We start from the raw sequence: 14,034 nt of genomic DNA on the forward strand, positions 1-14,034 counted from the left end.
GGGCCTTTAACCCGGCAGGATGCCTTGTTAGCAACCGGGGAACCTGGACGTTCATTCAATCGTTGTCTTCGGGAGTGGGAAATGAAGCCTTTTTTGCGCTGGTGTTTCGTTGCGACAGCACTCACGCTGGCTGGATGCAGTAATTCCGCCTGGCGAAAGAGTGAAGTCCTCGCAGTACCATTGCAACCGACTTTGCAGCAGGAAGTGATTCTGGCACGTATGGAACAAATTCTTGCCAGTCGGGCTTTAACCGATGACGAACGCGCACAGCTTTTATATGAGCGCGGAGTGTTGTATGATAGTCTCGGTCTGAGGGCATTGGCGCGAAATGATTTTTCACAAGCGCTGGCAATCCGACCAGATATGCCTGAAGTATTCAATTACTTAGGTATATATTTAACGCAGGCAGGCAATTTTGATGCTGCCTATGAAGCGTTTGATTCTGTACTTGAGCTTGATCCAACTTACAACTACGCGCACTTAAATCGCGGTATCGCATTGTATTACGGCGGTCGCGACAAGTTAGCGCAAGATGATCTGCTAGCGTTTTATCAAGACGATCCCAATGATCCTTTCCGTAGTCTGTGGCTTTATCTTGCCGAGCAGAAGCTCGATGAGAAGCAGGCTAAAGAAGCGTTGAAGCAACGCTTTGAGAAATCGGATAAAGAGCAATGGGGATGGAACATTGTCGAGTTCTACCTGGGCAACATTAGCGAAGCAACGCTGATGGAACGCCTGAAGGCGGACGCAACGGATAACACCTCGCTCGCTGAGCATCTCAGTGAAACCAACTTCTATTTAGGTAAGTACTACCTAAGTCTGGGGGATTTGGACAACGCTACGGCATTGTTCAAACTGGCGGTGGCTAACAACGTTCATAACTTTGTTGAGCACCGATACGCATTGTTGGAATTATCGCTCCTGGGCCAGGACCAAGATGACCTGGCAGAATCGGACCAGCAATAGCTGACGTACACATCAGCCCGTAATCTTTTTTGATTGCCATCACCTTCACGGGTGAGGGCGTTGTTGTTCGTTAATACACCTACTTTGAGCCGGTTCACACTTTTCAATGAAAATTGCAGATCAATTTCATGATGAGTTATGTAGACTGGCCGCCATTAATTTTGAGGCACACGTACTACATGGCTGAATTCGAAACCACTTTTGCAGATCTGGGCCTGAAGGCTCCTATCCTTGAAGCCCTTAACGATCTGGGTTACGAAAAACCATCTCCAATCCAGGCAGAGTGCATTCCGCATCTGCTGGGCGGCCGCGATGTTCTGGGTATGGCCCAGACAGGTAGCGGCAAAACCGCAGCGTTCTCTTTACCGCTGCTCAACAATCTTGATCCTGAGCTGAAGGCACCTCAGATTCTGGTGCTGGCACCGACCCGCGAACTGGCGGTTCAGGTAGCAGAAGCCATGACGGATTTCTCTAAACATATGCGCGGCGTGAACGTGGTTGCCCTGTACGGCGGCCAGCGTTATGACGTGCAATTACGTGCCCTGCGTCAGGGGCCACAGATCGTCGTCGGTACGCCGGGTCGTCTGCTGGATCACCTGAAGCGCGGTACTCTGGACCTCTCCAAACTGAGCGGTCTGGTACTGGACGAAGCTGACGAAATGCTGCGTATGGGCTTCATCGAAGACGTTGAAACCATCATGGCACAGATCCCGGAAGGTCATCAGACCGCTCTGTTCTCTGCAACCATGCCGGAAGCGATTCGTCGTATTACCCGCCGCTTTATGAAAGAGCCGCAGGAAGTACGTATTCAGTCCAGCGTAACTACCCGTCCTGACATCAGCCAGAGCTACTGGACTGTGTGGGGCATGCGTAAAAATGAAGCGCTGGTGCGTTTTCTGGAAGCGGAAGATTTTGATGCGGCGATTATCTTCGTACGTACCAAAAATGCGACCCTGGAAGTAGCAGAAGCGCTGGAGCGTAGCGGTTATAGCAGCGCTGCACTGAACGGCGACATGAACCAGTCCCTGCGTGAGCAGACTCTGGAGCGTCTGAAAGATGGCCGTCTGGATATTCTGATTGCAACCGACGTTGCGGCCCGTGGCCTGGACGTTGAGCGTATCAGCCTGGTTGTTAACTACGACATCCCGATGGATTCCGAGTCTTACGTTCACCGTATCGGCCGTACCGGTCGTGCGGGTCGTGCGGGTCGTGCGCTGCTGTTCGTTGAGAACCGCGAGCGTCGTCTGCTGCGTAACATCGAACGCACCATGAAGCTGACTATTCCGGAAGTAGAACTGCCGAACGCAGATCTGCTGGGCAAACGCCGTCTGGAAAAATTCGCTGCTAAAGTTCAGCAGCAGCTGGAAAGCAGCGATCTGGATCAGTACCGTGCTCTGCTGGCGAAAATGCAGCCGGAAGAAGAGCTGGATATCGAAACGCTGGCAGCTGCACTGCTGAAAATGGCTCAGGGCGAACGTCCTCTGATCCTGCCGCCAGATGCGCCGATGCGTCCGAAACGCGAATTCCGCGACCGTGATGACCGTGGTCCGCGTGACCGCAACGATCGTGGCCCTCGTGACCGTAATGACCGTGGTGGTGAAGACCGTCCGCGTCGTGAACGTCGTGATGTTGGTGACATGCAGCTGTACCGCATTGAAGTGGGCCGTGATGACGGTGTTGAAGTTCGTCATATCGTTGGTGCGATTGCTAACGAAGGTGATATCAGCAGCCGTTACATCGGTAACATCAAGCTGTTTGCTTCCCACTCCACCATCGAACTGCCGAAAGGTATGCCGGGCGACGTGCTGCAGCACTTTACCCGTACTCGCATCCTGAACAAGCCGATGAACATGCAGCTGGTTGGCGATGCAGTTCCGCACACCGGTGGTGAGCGTCGTGGCGGTGGTCGTTTCAGCGGTGAGCGTCGTGAAGGCGGTCGCGGTGAAGGTCGTAACTTTAGCGGTGAACGTCGTGAAGGCGGTCGTGGCGATGGTCGTCGTTTCAGCGGCGAACGTCGTGAAGGCAACCGTGGTCCGCGTCGTGACGATTCTTCTGCTCCGCGTCGTGATGATTCTGCTGGTCGTCGTCGTTTCGGCGGTGATGCATAAGCCTTTTAGCTTTATAGCTGTAAAGTAAAATATACGGCCCCGATCTCAACAATCGGGGCTTTTTTTATTTCAATTGTACTCGTGTACTGGTACAGTGCATCACATTGAGATGTAGTCACAATATAAATGACTGGAGAGATGGCTAAATGGCAACACTAACCACCACCCAAACGTCACCTTCGCTGCTCGGCGGCGTGGTGATCATCGGCGGCACCATTATTGGCGCGGGGATGTTTTCTCTGCCAGTGGTCATGTCCGGGGCGTGGTTCTTCTGGTCAATGGCAGCGCTGATCTTCACCTGGTTCTGCATGCTGCACTCCGGGCTGATGATCCTTGAAGCTAACCTCAATTACCGCATTGGCTCCAGCTTCGACACCATTACCAAAGATCTGCTGGGCAAAGGCTGGAACGTGGTGAACGGCATCTCGATTGCTTTCGTTCTCTATATTCTGACCTACGCGTATATCTCGGCGAGCGGGTCAATCCTGCATCACACCTTCTCGGAGATGTCGTTGAACGTTCCGGCGCGTGCGGCAGGTCTTGGCTTTGCGTTGCTGGTGGCGTTTGTGGTGTGGTTAAGTACCAAAGCGGTGAGCCGCATGACGGCGATTGTGCTGGGCGCGAAGGTGATTACCTTTTTCCTGACCTTCGGCAGCTTATTGGGACACGTTCAGCCCACAACGTTGTTTAACGTGGCGGAAAGCAATGCTTCGTATACGCCGTACCTGCTGATGACGCTGCCGTTCTGTCTGGCCTCATTCGGCTATCACGGCAACGTCCCGAGCCTGATGAAGTACTACGGTAAAGATCCGAAGACCATCGTTAAGTGTCTGGTGTACGGCACGCTGCTGGCGCTGGTGCTGTATACCGTATGGTTGCTGGGGACGATGGGTAATATTCCGCGTCCGGAGTTTATCGGTATTGCGCAGCAGGGCGGTAACATTGATGTGCTGGTACAGGCGCTGAGCGGTGTACTAAACAGCCGCAGTCTGGATCTGCTGCTGGTGGTGTTCTCCAACTTTGCGGTGGCGAGTTCATTCCTCGGCGTTACGCTCGGTCTGTTTGACTATCTGGCGGATCTGTTTGGCTTTGATGACTCGGCAATGGGACGTTTCAAAACGGCATTGCTGACGTTTGTCCCACCAATTATCGGTGGCTTGCTGTGGCCGAACGGTTTCCTGTACGCCATTGGCTATGCAGGACTCGCGGCAACCATCTGGGCCGCCATTGTTCCGGCGCTGCTGGCACGTAAATCCCGCGAGCGTTTCGGTAGCCCGAAATTCCGTGTCTGGGGCGGCAAGCCGATGATTGCGCTGATCCTGGTATTCGGTATCGGCAACGCGGTTATCCATATTCTGTCGAGCGTGAATCTGTTGCCTGTATACCAGTAGAACAATTGCCCGGTGGCGCTACGCTTACCGGGCCCACAGAGATTGAGTAGGCCGGATAAGGCGCTGCCGCCATCCGGCACAAATAGTACTACCCCAATAATTCCTGCTTCACATCCATCGCCAAATCAAACGAATGTAGACGTGCCTGATGATCAAAAATCTGGCCGTTAACCATAATCTCATCAGCCTGGGTTTCACGCAAAATGGCGTCGAGACCATGCCGCACTTTTGCCTTATCACCGACCAGCGACATGCTCAGCGCCTGTTGTACGCCGTACTGCTCAGAAGCGGACCACAGCTGCTGCATATTCTCTACCGGCGGCGGTAGCTGGCCGGTTTCGCCACGACGCAGCTTCACAAATGCCTGCTGCATGGAGGTGAAAAGAAACTCGGCGTCGCGATTGCTGTCGGCGGCAATAATGTTGATGCACACCATCGCATACGGTTTTGCCAGCCGCGCTGAGGGTTTGAATTGGGTGCGATACAGATGCAGCGCCTGATGCAGCATATCCGGGGCAAAGTGCGAGGCGAAGGCAAACGGCAGACCAAGCTGGGCCGCCAGTTGTGCACTGTACAGGCTGGAGCCTAATAACCAGACCGGGATCTGCTCGCCGTAGCCGGGAACCGGGCGTACATGGGGATTAGGATCGCGGGCGTCGAACCAGTCCACCAGTTCAGCGACGTCGCGTGGGAAGTTATCGATATCACCGCTCATATGGCGGCGCAGTGCGCGCATGGTTGGTTGATCGCTACCCGGTGCGCGACCAAGCCCGAGATCGATTCGTCCCGGATATAGCGTGTTCAGGGTACCGAACTGCTCGGCGATCACCAGCGGCGAATGGTTAGGCAGCATCACGCCGCCAGACCCGAGATGCAGCGTAGTGGTATTGGCAGCCAGAAAACCAATCAGCACTGAGGTTGCTGCGCTGGCGATGCCGGTCATGTTGTGATGTTCCGCCAGCCAATAGCGGTGGTAGCCGCGCTTTTCAGCCAGTTGAGCGAGATCAAGCGAGTGTGTGAAGGCCTCTTTTGCCGAGGATCCTTCAGGGATCGGCGCCAGATCCAGCACCGAGAACGGAATAGTTTTGTCAGTCATAACGGCTCACTTTGTTACCGGTTAATCTTTTAATACTGCATTAAAGATTAGCGAATGTTGTTAACAAAGTGAGCTTTATACGGCGGGCACCGAATATAACATGTCCGATGGCGCTGCGCTTATCGGGCCTACGGGATCGCTATTTGTAGGCCCGATAAGGCATTTATGTCGCATCCGGCTAGGCCTGCAGCTCCAGTCCAGCCAGTCGCTTCCAGTAGCCGTTACAGTCACTGTGGGCGGCAAGCGGTAATGGGGCCGTGCCATTTTCATTGGCGCGGAAGGCGTCGAGCATGGCGAATGTTTCAGTGCCTGAAGGGGACAGACGCACAATATCAACCAGCCCCTGCATCGATGTCAGTTCGTTGCCGAGGTTGTAAACATAGCCGCTCATGGTCTGGATCCCGTTAAGGACAAAGACCTGCTGATTCTCCTGCGACAGCACATCGCGCCCGTTCGGGTATTTTATGCAGCAGGTTTCACACTCGTCTTTTGGACGGTCTTCAGAGCGTGCGGTAAAGCAGCGGGCAGAGTACGCCAGCGGCAGATGCCCGTAGCTCAGCACTTCTACTTCAAACTGATTGCGAATACCCAGCTCATCACACTGGTTGAGCAAGTTTGCCAGCCAGTCGCGGGAAAGCTCTACCGGCATACACCAGCGCACCATGCCTTGTTTGAGCAGAATACGCAGGGTAACCGCGTTGTAGCAGTTGAGCGCATGCCCGGCGACAAACGGCAGCTTACGCTCGGCGCACATGTTTACTACGCCGAGATCGCTGGCTTCCAGCAGGAAGTCACCGTTTTCGACATAGCGCTTCAGCTCTCCCAGTTCAGAAGAGGCCTGTACCAGCGCCAGTGTTGACAGCACAACCTGTTTACCGCTGCCAGCGAGCGATTTCGCCATATCGAGCCAGTCGCCCACTTTGGTGGCACGGCGTTTACTGCATACCGCTTCACCAAGATAGATAACGTCGGCCTGGCTTACGGCAGCCTGCTGATAAAAATCTTCCAGCGTTTCTTTCGGCCAGTACCACAGCACCGGCCCTAAGGAATATTTCATTGCTTCTCTCACTGCCATTTACGGTGATACGCGCCAAGCGTGGTCTGTGTGCCTTCGGACATAGAACCGAGCGTTTCCATCCACGCGGCCTGCGGGACGTAGTTTTGCGGGTCGGCCATACAGCGGTCGATCGCCTGACGCCACACTTTCGCCACCTGGCTGACATAGGCCGGACTACGCTGACGACCTTCGATTTTCACCGAGGCAATATTGGCTGCCAGCAGTTCCGGCAGCAGCTCCAGCGTGTTCAGGCTGGTGGGTTCTTCCAGCGCATGATAACGCTCGCCGTCAACCAGATAGCGGCCTTTGCATAGCGTCGGATAACCGGCGTTTTCCCCGTCCTGATAGCGGTCGATCAGCACTTCATTAAGACGGGATTCCAGCCCCTGTTGGGTCTGTTGCCAGCGGACAAAACGGGCAGGTGAGCAGGCACCAACCGTGTTAGGAGACTCACCCGTCAGATAGGACGAAAGATAGCAACGGCCTTCCGCCATAATGCACAGGCTACCGAAGGCGAACACTTCCAGGGGAACAGGTGTGACGCGAGCAAGCTGCTTCACCTGATGAATAGACAGCACGCGCGGCAGCACCACGCGGGCGACGTCAAAGTTGCGATGATAGAAATTAATTGCCTCTTCATTGGTTGCAGATGCCTGAACAGAGACATGGCGCTCAATATGCGGGTAGCGCTCTGCGGCATACTCAAGCATGGCGAGGTCGGCAAGGATCAGCGCGTCTGCACCCAGTTGCGCTGCCATATCAACGGCACGTTGCCAGCGCGCGTAACCATCCGGGTGCGCAAAGGTGTTAATCGCAATGTGCAGCTTACGGCGGTGCTGATGGACAAAACTCACCGCTTCCTGCAATTTTTTCTCGGTAAAATTAAGGCCGGCGAAATGACGGGCGTTGGTATCATCTTTCAGCCCGATGTAGACAGCATCAGCGCCGTTCTCGATGGCCGCCTTAAGCGCCGGTAGGTTTCCGGCAGGGCAGAGCAGCTCCATAATTTATCCTGAACGTTGCGCCGTGATGGGCGCAGAAATGTTAACGAATGGGGATTTTAGTTAACCTTGCTGAGACAATTTTTGATTTGAGGCAGTTAAAGTCGTATTGGTGACACCAATAAAGAGGTAACAATTTCGCATCGAATTGTTGATTTATGCCGCTATGTCGTTTATTTGATATGGCAAAATAGCAGGACTATTGAAACAGGGAGTAAAGCTCGTGTTGGATAAACTGCGTTCACGCTTAGTACAATTTGGTCCTTCTCTGATGAGTGTACCAGTTAAACTGACGCCCTTTGCGCTGAAGCGCCAGGTTCTGGAACAGGTCCTGAGCTGGCAGTTTAGTCAGGCGCTGGCCGATGGGGAGCTGGAGTTTCTCGAAGGTCGCTGGCTGAGCATTCATGTGCGTGACATTGACCTCAAATGGTATACCTCTGTTGAGAACGATAAACTTATCGTCAGCCAGAATGCAGATGCGGATGTAAGTTTTAGCGCCGATGCCAGCGATCTCCTGATGATCGTGGCCCGCAAGCAGGATCCAGATACGCTTTTCTTCCAGCGTCGCCTGGTGATTGAAGGTGATACAGAATTAGGGCTATACGTAAAAAATCTGATGGATGCCATCGAAGTGGAGCAGATGCCTAAAGCGTTGCGCGTCATGCTGATGCAGTTGGCGGATTTTGTTGAGGCGGGGATGAAAACGTCGCCAGAAACCAAACAGACCTCGGTAGGTGAGCCATGCTGATTCGAGTTGAAATTCCCATTGATGCCCCTGGTATTGATGCGCTGCTGCGCCGTTCATTTGAGAGCGATGCGGAAGCGAAATTAGTGCACGACCTGCGTGAAGATGGTTTCTTAACGCTGGGTCTGGTTGCTACCGATGACGAAGGTCAGGTAGTGGGTTACGTCGCGTTCAGCCCAGTCGATGTTCAGGGTGAAGATCTGCAATGGGTCGGCATGGCGCCGCTCGCGGTGGATGAAAACTACCGGGGGCAGGGCCTGGCGCGTCAGCTGGTCTATGAAGGACTCGATTCACTGAACGAGTTTGGCTACGCAGCGGTGGTTACGCTGGGGGATCCGGCCCTGTACAGCCGCTTTGGCTTTGAGCTGGCGGCCCATCATGACCTGCGTTGCCGCTGGCCGGGCACCGAAAGCGCGTTCCAGGTTCATCGCCTGGCGGACGATGCGCTGGATGGCGTGACGGGACTTGTGGAATACCACGACCACTTCAATCGCTTTTAAGCTTCCGGGGTTTGCAGGCTGCTTAATAGCGCCTCAAACCCTTCGCCTTCGACAAGGCGCTCTTTCTGCCGCTTGGTGAGCTGTTTAACGCGATACTCTATGCGCAGGGCCAGCGAACGGTCGCCGACCTGCGCCGCAAATGCCAACGTGAGTTCCCCCTTTCCGCGTAGCGCCTTCGCGCCTTTCCCACTTTGATGCTGCTTATAGCGGCGCTGCACATCGGTGGTTATTCCGGTGTATAAGGCGTTGTCTGCGGTACGGATCAGGTACAGATACCAGGGTGTCATTGTTACCATCGACGTGATAATTTTCAGGCCTACAGTATAAAAGAGAACAGAAATGGAAACACTGACTGCGGTGTCTCGCTGGCTGGCAAAACAGCACGTCGTGACCTGGTGCGTACACCATGAAGGTGAATTGTGGTGCGCCAATGCGTTTTACCTGTTTGATGCGCAGAAGATGGTGTTCTATGTGCTGACCGAAGAGAAAACGCGGCATGCGCAGATGTCCGGACCACGCGCACCGATTGCCGGTACAGTAAACGGTCAGCCTAAAACCGTCGCTCTGATTCGTGGCGTACAGTTTAAAGGGGAAATCCGGCGTCTTGAAGGGCAGGAGAGCGAAGACGCGCGTAAAGCCTACAACCGCCGTTTCCCCGTCGCCAGAATGCTGCCAGCGCCCGTATGGGAGATTCGACTGGATGAAGTCAAATTTACGGACAACACGCTGGGCTTCGGTAAAAAGATGCACTGGCTGCGTGATCTATAGTTAGAACAGTGATTGAAGACCTGGGGAAGATAAGCGATGAGTCAGGTGTTAATAACGGGAGCCACGGGGCTGGTGGGCGGACATTTGCTGCGTATGTTGCTCAATGAACCCCGGGTCAATGCCATCACGGCACCAACGCGTCGACCGCTGGCAGATACGGTTGGTATCTATAACCCCCATGATCCGCAGCTAACCGATGCTCTGGCACAGGTCACCGATCCGGTCGATATTGTCTTTTGTTGTTTGGGGACTACCCGGCGTGAAGCGGGCAGCAAAGAGGCGTTTATCCATGCTGACTATACGCTGGTGGTAGATACAGCCCTGACGGGACGTAGGTTAGGCGCCCAGCATATGCTGGTGGTGAGTTCGATGGGCGCCAATGCGAATTCACCGTTTTTTTATAATCGGGTGAAAGGTGAAATGGAGCAGGCGCTGATCGCGCAGAATTGGCCACGGCTGACGATTGTCCGGCCTTCAATGCTACTGGGTGATAGGGACAAACAGCGGACGAATGAGATGTTTTTAGCGCCGTTGTTCAGGCTGCTGCCGGGTAACTGGAAGTCGATTGAAGCGCGCGATGTTGCGCGGGCAATGCTGGCAGAAGCGTTGGCGCCTGGGCATGAAGGGGTTTCGATCCTGACCTCTTCCGAGCTACGCGAAAGGGCTAAATAAAAAAATGCCGGATGGCGCTGACGCTTATCCGGCCTACAAACGATTACGTTCTGTAGGCCGGATAAGATGCCATCTACAGGCGTGTTACTTAATAAACGTAAAGGCCGTCGTGACGCGTTTCACGCCGCTTACCCGGCTGGCGATATCCGCCGCCGCCTTCGCTTCACGCTCGGTCACCAGACCTAACAGGAACACTTCTCCGTTCTCAGTCGTTACTTTCACGTTAGAGGATTTCACCTGATCGCTGGTCAGTAACTGGGAACGTACTTTGGTGGTTATCCAGGTATCGTTGGACGCATCGCCCAGACCGATTGGCTGGCCCTGACGGATCTCATTAAAGACCTCAGTCGTACCTTCTACGCCCATCGCAATCTGTTTTGCACGTGCAGACAGTTCGCTATTCGGCGACTGGCCGACCAGCAGCACTTTACCCTGATATGCGCTCACGTTGATTCGCGCTTCTTTCTTGATCTGGGCATCTTTCGACAACGCCGTATTGACGCGTAATTCCAGGGTACTGTCATCAACCTGGGTGCCGACACTACGAGGATCCGTCGCGGCTTTAGTCCCGACAGCTGCAGTTCCAACAACGGCGGCAGCGACACAGCCTTGCAGCAGCAGTGCAGCGATAATCACAGCAAGCGGCGAAAATGCCTTCATGTGTACTCCTTAATCATCCTGGTGAGGGAAAAGCGTGTTATCGATAAGATCGCAAAGGCAGTTGACCGTCAGCATGTGCATTTCCTGAACGCGGGCGCTGTGGTGTGAGGGTATACGGATTTCAACATCCTGTGGCCCCAGTAATCCGGCCAGTTCCCCTCCGTCATACCCGGTCAGCGCGACGATTGTCATGTCGCGTGTCACGGCGGCTTCAACGGCTTTTACGATATCGCGGCTATTACCACGCGTAGAGATTGCCAGCAGAACATCACCTGCATGTCCCAGCGCACGGACTTGTTTTGCATAAACTTCGTCGTGCAGGCGATCGTTGGCAATCGCAGTTAAGACCACATTATCAGTATTTAGTGCAATCGCAGGTAAACTTGGGCGTTCTGTTTCAAAACGATTGATCATGCTGGCAGCAAAATGCTGTGCGTTGGCAGCGGACGTCCCATTACCACAACAGAGAATTTTGTTGCCATTGAGCAGGGACTGAACCAGCGTCATGGCGGCACGGGAGATCGCATCCGGAAGTGCTTCAGCCGCAGCTATCTGAGTTTGAATGCTTTCTGTAAAGCAGACTTTAATTCTATCTAACACGCTAATCCTTAAGAACCAGGCTCTGAATCTTCAACTATGAGCGGTCGTTGAACGCGTCCTTAAACCACTCAACATCATTTCCGGTGAAGGCTAACACATCGAACCGGCAATCCACAGTATCAAAACTCCCATTGTGGCGCGCAAGCCACAAGCGGGCGGTCTGTAATAATTTGTGTTGTTTGCTCCGGGTCACACTCGCCGCCGCACCGCCGAACTGTGCTGAGCGTCGGTAGCGAACCTCAACAAATACGGTGGTGTTGCCTTCACGCATTATCAGGTCGATTTCGCCACCACGTTCACGCACGTTGGCGGCGATAAAATGCAGTCCCTTGCTCAGCAGCCAGTCACGCGCGGTGGATTCCCACGCGTCACCGGTCTGTTTACTCGTTAACTGGCGGGGACGACTTGTCCTTGCTGGTATTTGAGCCATGATAACTTCCTGTTAATCACACAATCCTGCGTTGCGGTTAAGGCCCCGGTATTACCGTTAATTTCGAAACCCTGCACCTGACGCATTTGCGAGAAGTGGTTGGCAAGCGACCAGGCATCGACACCCATGGCATACATACGCGCCAGCGAGTAGTCGTTACGAACCGCGCCAAGCGCCTGCTGCATAAGAGGTGCGTTAGCGCCTGCCAGCATCGGAATTTCGCTGTACTGCAAGCCTTCCATCTCCAGACGGAAATCCGGGCCGGCAGTGCCCTGCGCACTACGAGAGCTGGCGTACAGCGTTGCTCCGCTCTGGCTGCCGTTGCGCATGGCGATCATCGGCTTAATAAATGCAATTTCTTCCGGCGTCGCCAGAATATACACGGCATCAACACGACCGCTGCCGCCGGTGATTTGCGCATCGGTAGGTGCTGCCGGGATGGTGAGACCGCCAATCGTCACGCCGGGTTGGGCTGTCACAGAGGAGGCCACAGGGCTGCCTGTCAGGGAAATCCCTGAGCCGCCGTTGACGCCCATTTTCAGTTCAGCGGTGGAGCCGAACTTCTGCTGCAATACCACGCCGCCACCCAGTTTTTGCCATTCCTGTGCAAAGGCGTTGGCAACGCGATCGCCTAATGAACTCCGTGGAATCAACAACAGCGGCGTCTGTTTTCCCTGATCGCGGATGTGGCGTGCGGCGTCGCGCGCTTCATCTTCTGGCGACAGGGCGAAGTAGCAGACGTTCGGCAGATTTTTCACCGACTCCGGCTGGTTAAGCGCCAGGACGTTCAATGGCGTGTTGCTTTTCATCAGCTCTTCAACATTGTTCTTCAACAGTGGGCCAACCACGATGCTGGCGCCATCCTGCTGAACCTGAGTCAGGATCTGGTTCAGCGGCTGTGATGAAGTGTCGTAGATTTTCAGCTCAGCGGATGGATTCGCCGGTGCGCTGGCGGTTGTTGGCTGAGCGGGTGCTGCGGGCTGCACAGCAGGGGTTTCTGGCTGAGCCGGCGTCTCATTGGTCAGATCGCTTACTGACGCCTGAGACGGGCTGGCAACGCCGTCAGTCGTTTGCGGCTGTTCTGTGGTGGTCGCGGCAGCTGGAACTGCGGCAGGTGCGACAGCAACAGGGGCTGCGACAGGTTGAGTGCCCATGTTTTTCGCAGCTTCAAAGCCTTGCTGAATAGTACGGCCAAATACAGCGGCCTGACCGTTCAGTGGTAACAGCAGGGCGATTTTGCTGGTGGAGGCGGGCTTAAAGCTCTGCACGTTAACCAACTGTGTTGGTAACAGTTTTGCTCCTGGGTTTTGCGGATAACGTTTCTGCCAGTCCGCAATACCAGCTTTCATCATGTCCGGATCGTTACGGTTATCGAACCAGACGCGCTGGAGATCCAGCCAGCCTTGCAGCACGTTTTCATCAGCATTGATGACCAGCGCTTGCGCTTGCTCCTGGGTCATGGACGACAGCGCCTGCCAGGTGGCGTCCATATTTTTCTGCTTAGCATTCGCGGCCAGCAGCGGTTCCTGGGCGATCAGGGCGCGCAGCAGCGTCAGAGACGGGCGACCCTGGTTGACGTCGATTTGCGCCTGCCAGTAGCGTGCCTGTTGGTTTTGATCAAAATCGGCGGGAGTTAACTTATCCAGCAGGGCCTGTGCGCCAGCGACATCTTTCTGCGCGAGCTTAATCTCGACGGCCAGCAGTGACTGCTCACGCTGCTGGGTATCGCTTAGCTTCTGCGGTAGCTGGTTAAACAGTTCGATAGCCTGCTGGCTCTTGCCTTCTTTCAGCAGTGCACGAATGGCGAGTAATTGCCAGTTGGTCTTGCTATCATCTGAGCTTTGCTGCATTTGTTGCAGATAAAAGCCGGAATCAGCCTGCGCAGTGCCCTGCATATGGGCTGCACTCTGGTCTGGCGCCTGGGTGCCACAGCCTGCGAAAATCAGTGCTGCCAGAATGACTGGTAGCGCGCGTGCGGCTTTCAAACGAGAAAATGTTGAGGGTACCATACTGTATCCAGTGATATTTTTTTACTCAATG

16 protein-coding genes are annotated in these 14,034 nt (G+C 54.4%); 8 read left to right on the top strand and 8 right to left on the bottom strand.

Features of this window, described 5'->3' with window-relative positions; genetic code table 11:
* Positions 1-81 precede the first annotated feature (81 nt).
* The 4 genes from nlpI (at position 82) to mtr (ending at position 4,465) form a co-directional block, all read left to right on the top strand.
* A complete protein-coding gene (gene nlpI, locus OGX96_RS04025) occupies positions 82-966 on the top strand; it encodes a lipoprotein NlpI (RefSeq protein ID WP_003024982.1) in 885 nt (294 codons plus the stop codon).
* A gap of 106 nt (positions 967-1,072) precedes the next feature.
* Entirely contained in the window at positions 1,073-1,153 is an 81-nt protein-coding gene (gene yrbN / locus OGX96_RS04030; protein ID WP_010723222.1) for a protein YrbN, read from the top strand.
* Entirely contained in the window at positions 1,146-3,074 is a 1,929-nt protein-coding gene (locus OGX96_RS04035) for a DEAD/DEAH family ATP-dependent RNA helicase (RefSeq protein ID WP_003828643.1), read from the top strand. The genes yrbN and OGX96_RS04035 overlap by 8 nt, the downstream gene beginning before the upstream one ends.
* A gap of 146 nt (positions 3,075-3,220) precedes the next feature.
* On the top strand, positions 3,221-4,465 hold the full coding sequence (gene mtr / locus OGX96_RS04040; RefSeq protein ID WP_003828642.1) for a tryptophan permease: 1,245 nt from the start codon (positions 3,221-3,223) through the stop codon (positions 4,463-4,465).
* 88 nt (positions 4,466-4,553) lie between these two features.
* Here the strand turns inward: mtr and OGX96_RS04045 are convergent, their stop codons facing one another.
* The 3 genes from OGX96_RS04045 to ubiU all read right to left on the bottom strand — a co-directional run bounded on the left by OGX96_RS04045 (position 4,554) and on the right by ubiU (position 7,622).
* Complete coding sequence (locus OGX96_RS04045; protein ID WP_071446013.1) at positions 4,554-5,561, bottom strand: luciferase-like monooxygenase; 1,008 nt, start codon at positions 5,559-5,561, stop codon at positions 4,554-4,556.
* Between the two features lie 178 nt (positions 5,562-5,739).
* Positions 5,740-6,618: a U32 family peptidase gene (locus tag OGX96_RS04050; RefSeq protein ID WP_416665113.1), complete on the bottom strand. Its 879-nt coding sequence runs from the start codon at positions 6,616-6,618 to the stop codon at positions 5,740-5,742.
* An 8-nt stretch (positions 6,619-6,626) separates the two neighbouring features.
* Entirely contained in the window at positions 6,627-7,622 is a 996-nt protein-coding gene (gene ubiU, locus OGX96_RS04055; RefSeq protein WP_003024971.1) for a ubiquinone anaerobic biosynthesis protein UbiU, read from the bottom strand.
* A 220-nt stretch (positions 7,623-7,842) separates the two neighbouring features.
* On the opposite strand from ubiU, the gene ubiT reads away from it, so the two are divergent.
* Positions 7,843-8,367, top strand: a complete 525-nt coding sequence (gene ubiT / locus OGX96_RS04060) for a ubiquinone anaerobic biosynthesis accessory factor UbiT (RefSeq protein ID WP_286582291.1) — start codon at positions 7,843-7,845, stop codon at positions 8,365-8,367.
* A complete protein-coding gene (locus OGX96_RS04065) occupies positions 8,361-8,864 on the top strand; it encodes a GNAT family N-acetyltransferase (protein ID WP_008785907.1) in 504 nt (167 codons plus the stop codon). The genes ubiT and OGX96_RS04065 overlap by 7 nt, the downstream gene beginning before the upstream one ends.
* Here the strand turns inward: OGX96_RS04065 and OGX96_RS04070 are convergent.
* A complete protein-coding gene (locus OGX96_RS04070) occupies positions 8,861-9,151 on the bottom strand; it encodes a GIY-YIG nuclease family protein (protein WP_032945094.1) in 291 nt (96 codons plus the stop codon). The two genes, OGX96_RS04065 and OGX96_RS04070, sit on opposite strands and share 4 nt — an antisense overlap.
* A gap of 52 nt (positions 9,152-9,203) precedes the next feature.
* Here OGX96_RS04070 and OGX96_RS04075 point away from each other — a divergent pair, with 52 nt between their 5' ends.
* Together OGX96_RS04075 and OGX96_RS04080 are read left to right on the top strand one after the other, a co-directional pair.
* Positions 9,204-9,632 carry a YhbP family protein gene (locus tag OGX96_RS04075; protein WP_003828634.1) on the top strand — a complete coding sequence of 143 codons (429 nt, stop codon included), beginning with the start codon at positions 9,204-9,206 and terminating at the stop codon, positions 9,630-9,632.
* A 36-nt stretch (positions 9,633-9,668) separates the two neighbouring features.
* Positions 9,669-10,304, top strand: coding sequence for an NAD(P)H-binding protein (locus OGX96_RS04080; protein WP_003828632.1), 636 nt, complete (start codon positions 9,669-9,671; stop codon positions 10,302-10,304).
* Positions 10,305-10,388: 84 nt separating this feature from the next.
* Here OGX96_RS04080 and dolP read toward each other — a convergent pair whose 3' ends face one another.
* The 4 genes from dolP to OGX96_RS04100 are packed head-to-tail and all read right to left on the bottom strand — an operon-like array spanning position 10,389 to position 14,003.
* A complete protein-coding gene (dolP, locus tag OGX96_RS04085) occupies positions 10,389-10,964 on the bottom strand; it encodes a division/outer membrane stress-associated lipid-binding lipoprotein (RefSeq protein WP_008785904.1) in 576 nt (191 codons plus the stop codon).
* Between the two features lie 9 nt (positions 10,965-10,973).
* Complete coding sequence (gene diaA, locus OGX96_RS04090; protein ID WP_003024948.1) at positions 10,974-11,564, bottom strand: DnaA initiator-associating protein DiaA; 591 nt, start codon at positions 11,562-11,564, stop codon at positions 10,974-10,976.
* 34 nt (positions 11,565-11,598) lie between these two features.
* On the bottom strand, positions 11,599-11,994 hold the full coding sequence (locus OGX96_RS04095) for a YraN family protein (RefSeq protein WP_003828625.1): 396 nt from the start codon (positions 11,992-11,994) through the stop codon (positions 11,599-11,601).
* The gene (locus tag OGX96_RS04100; RefSeq protein ID WP_198801740.1) at positions 11,952-14,003 is read right to left on the bottom strand and encodes a penicillin-binding protein activator; all 2,052 of its coding nucleotides are present in this window, start codon (positions 14,001-14,003) and stop codon (positions 11,952-11,954) included. The genes OGX96_RS04095 and OGX96_RS04100 overlap by 43 nt, the downstream gene beginning before the upstream one ends.
* Positions 14,004-14,034: the final 31 nt, after the last annotated feature.

It is taken from the genome of Citrobacter sp. Cpo100 (genome assembly GCF_030332595.1).
Taxonomy (GTDB): Bacteria; Pseudomonadota; Gammaproteobacteria; order Enterobacterales; family Enterobacteriaceae; genus Citrobacter; species Citrobacter portucalensis.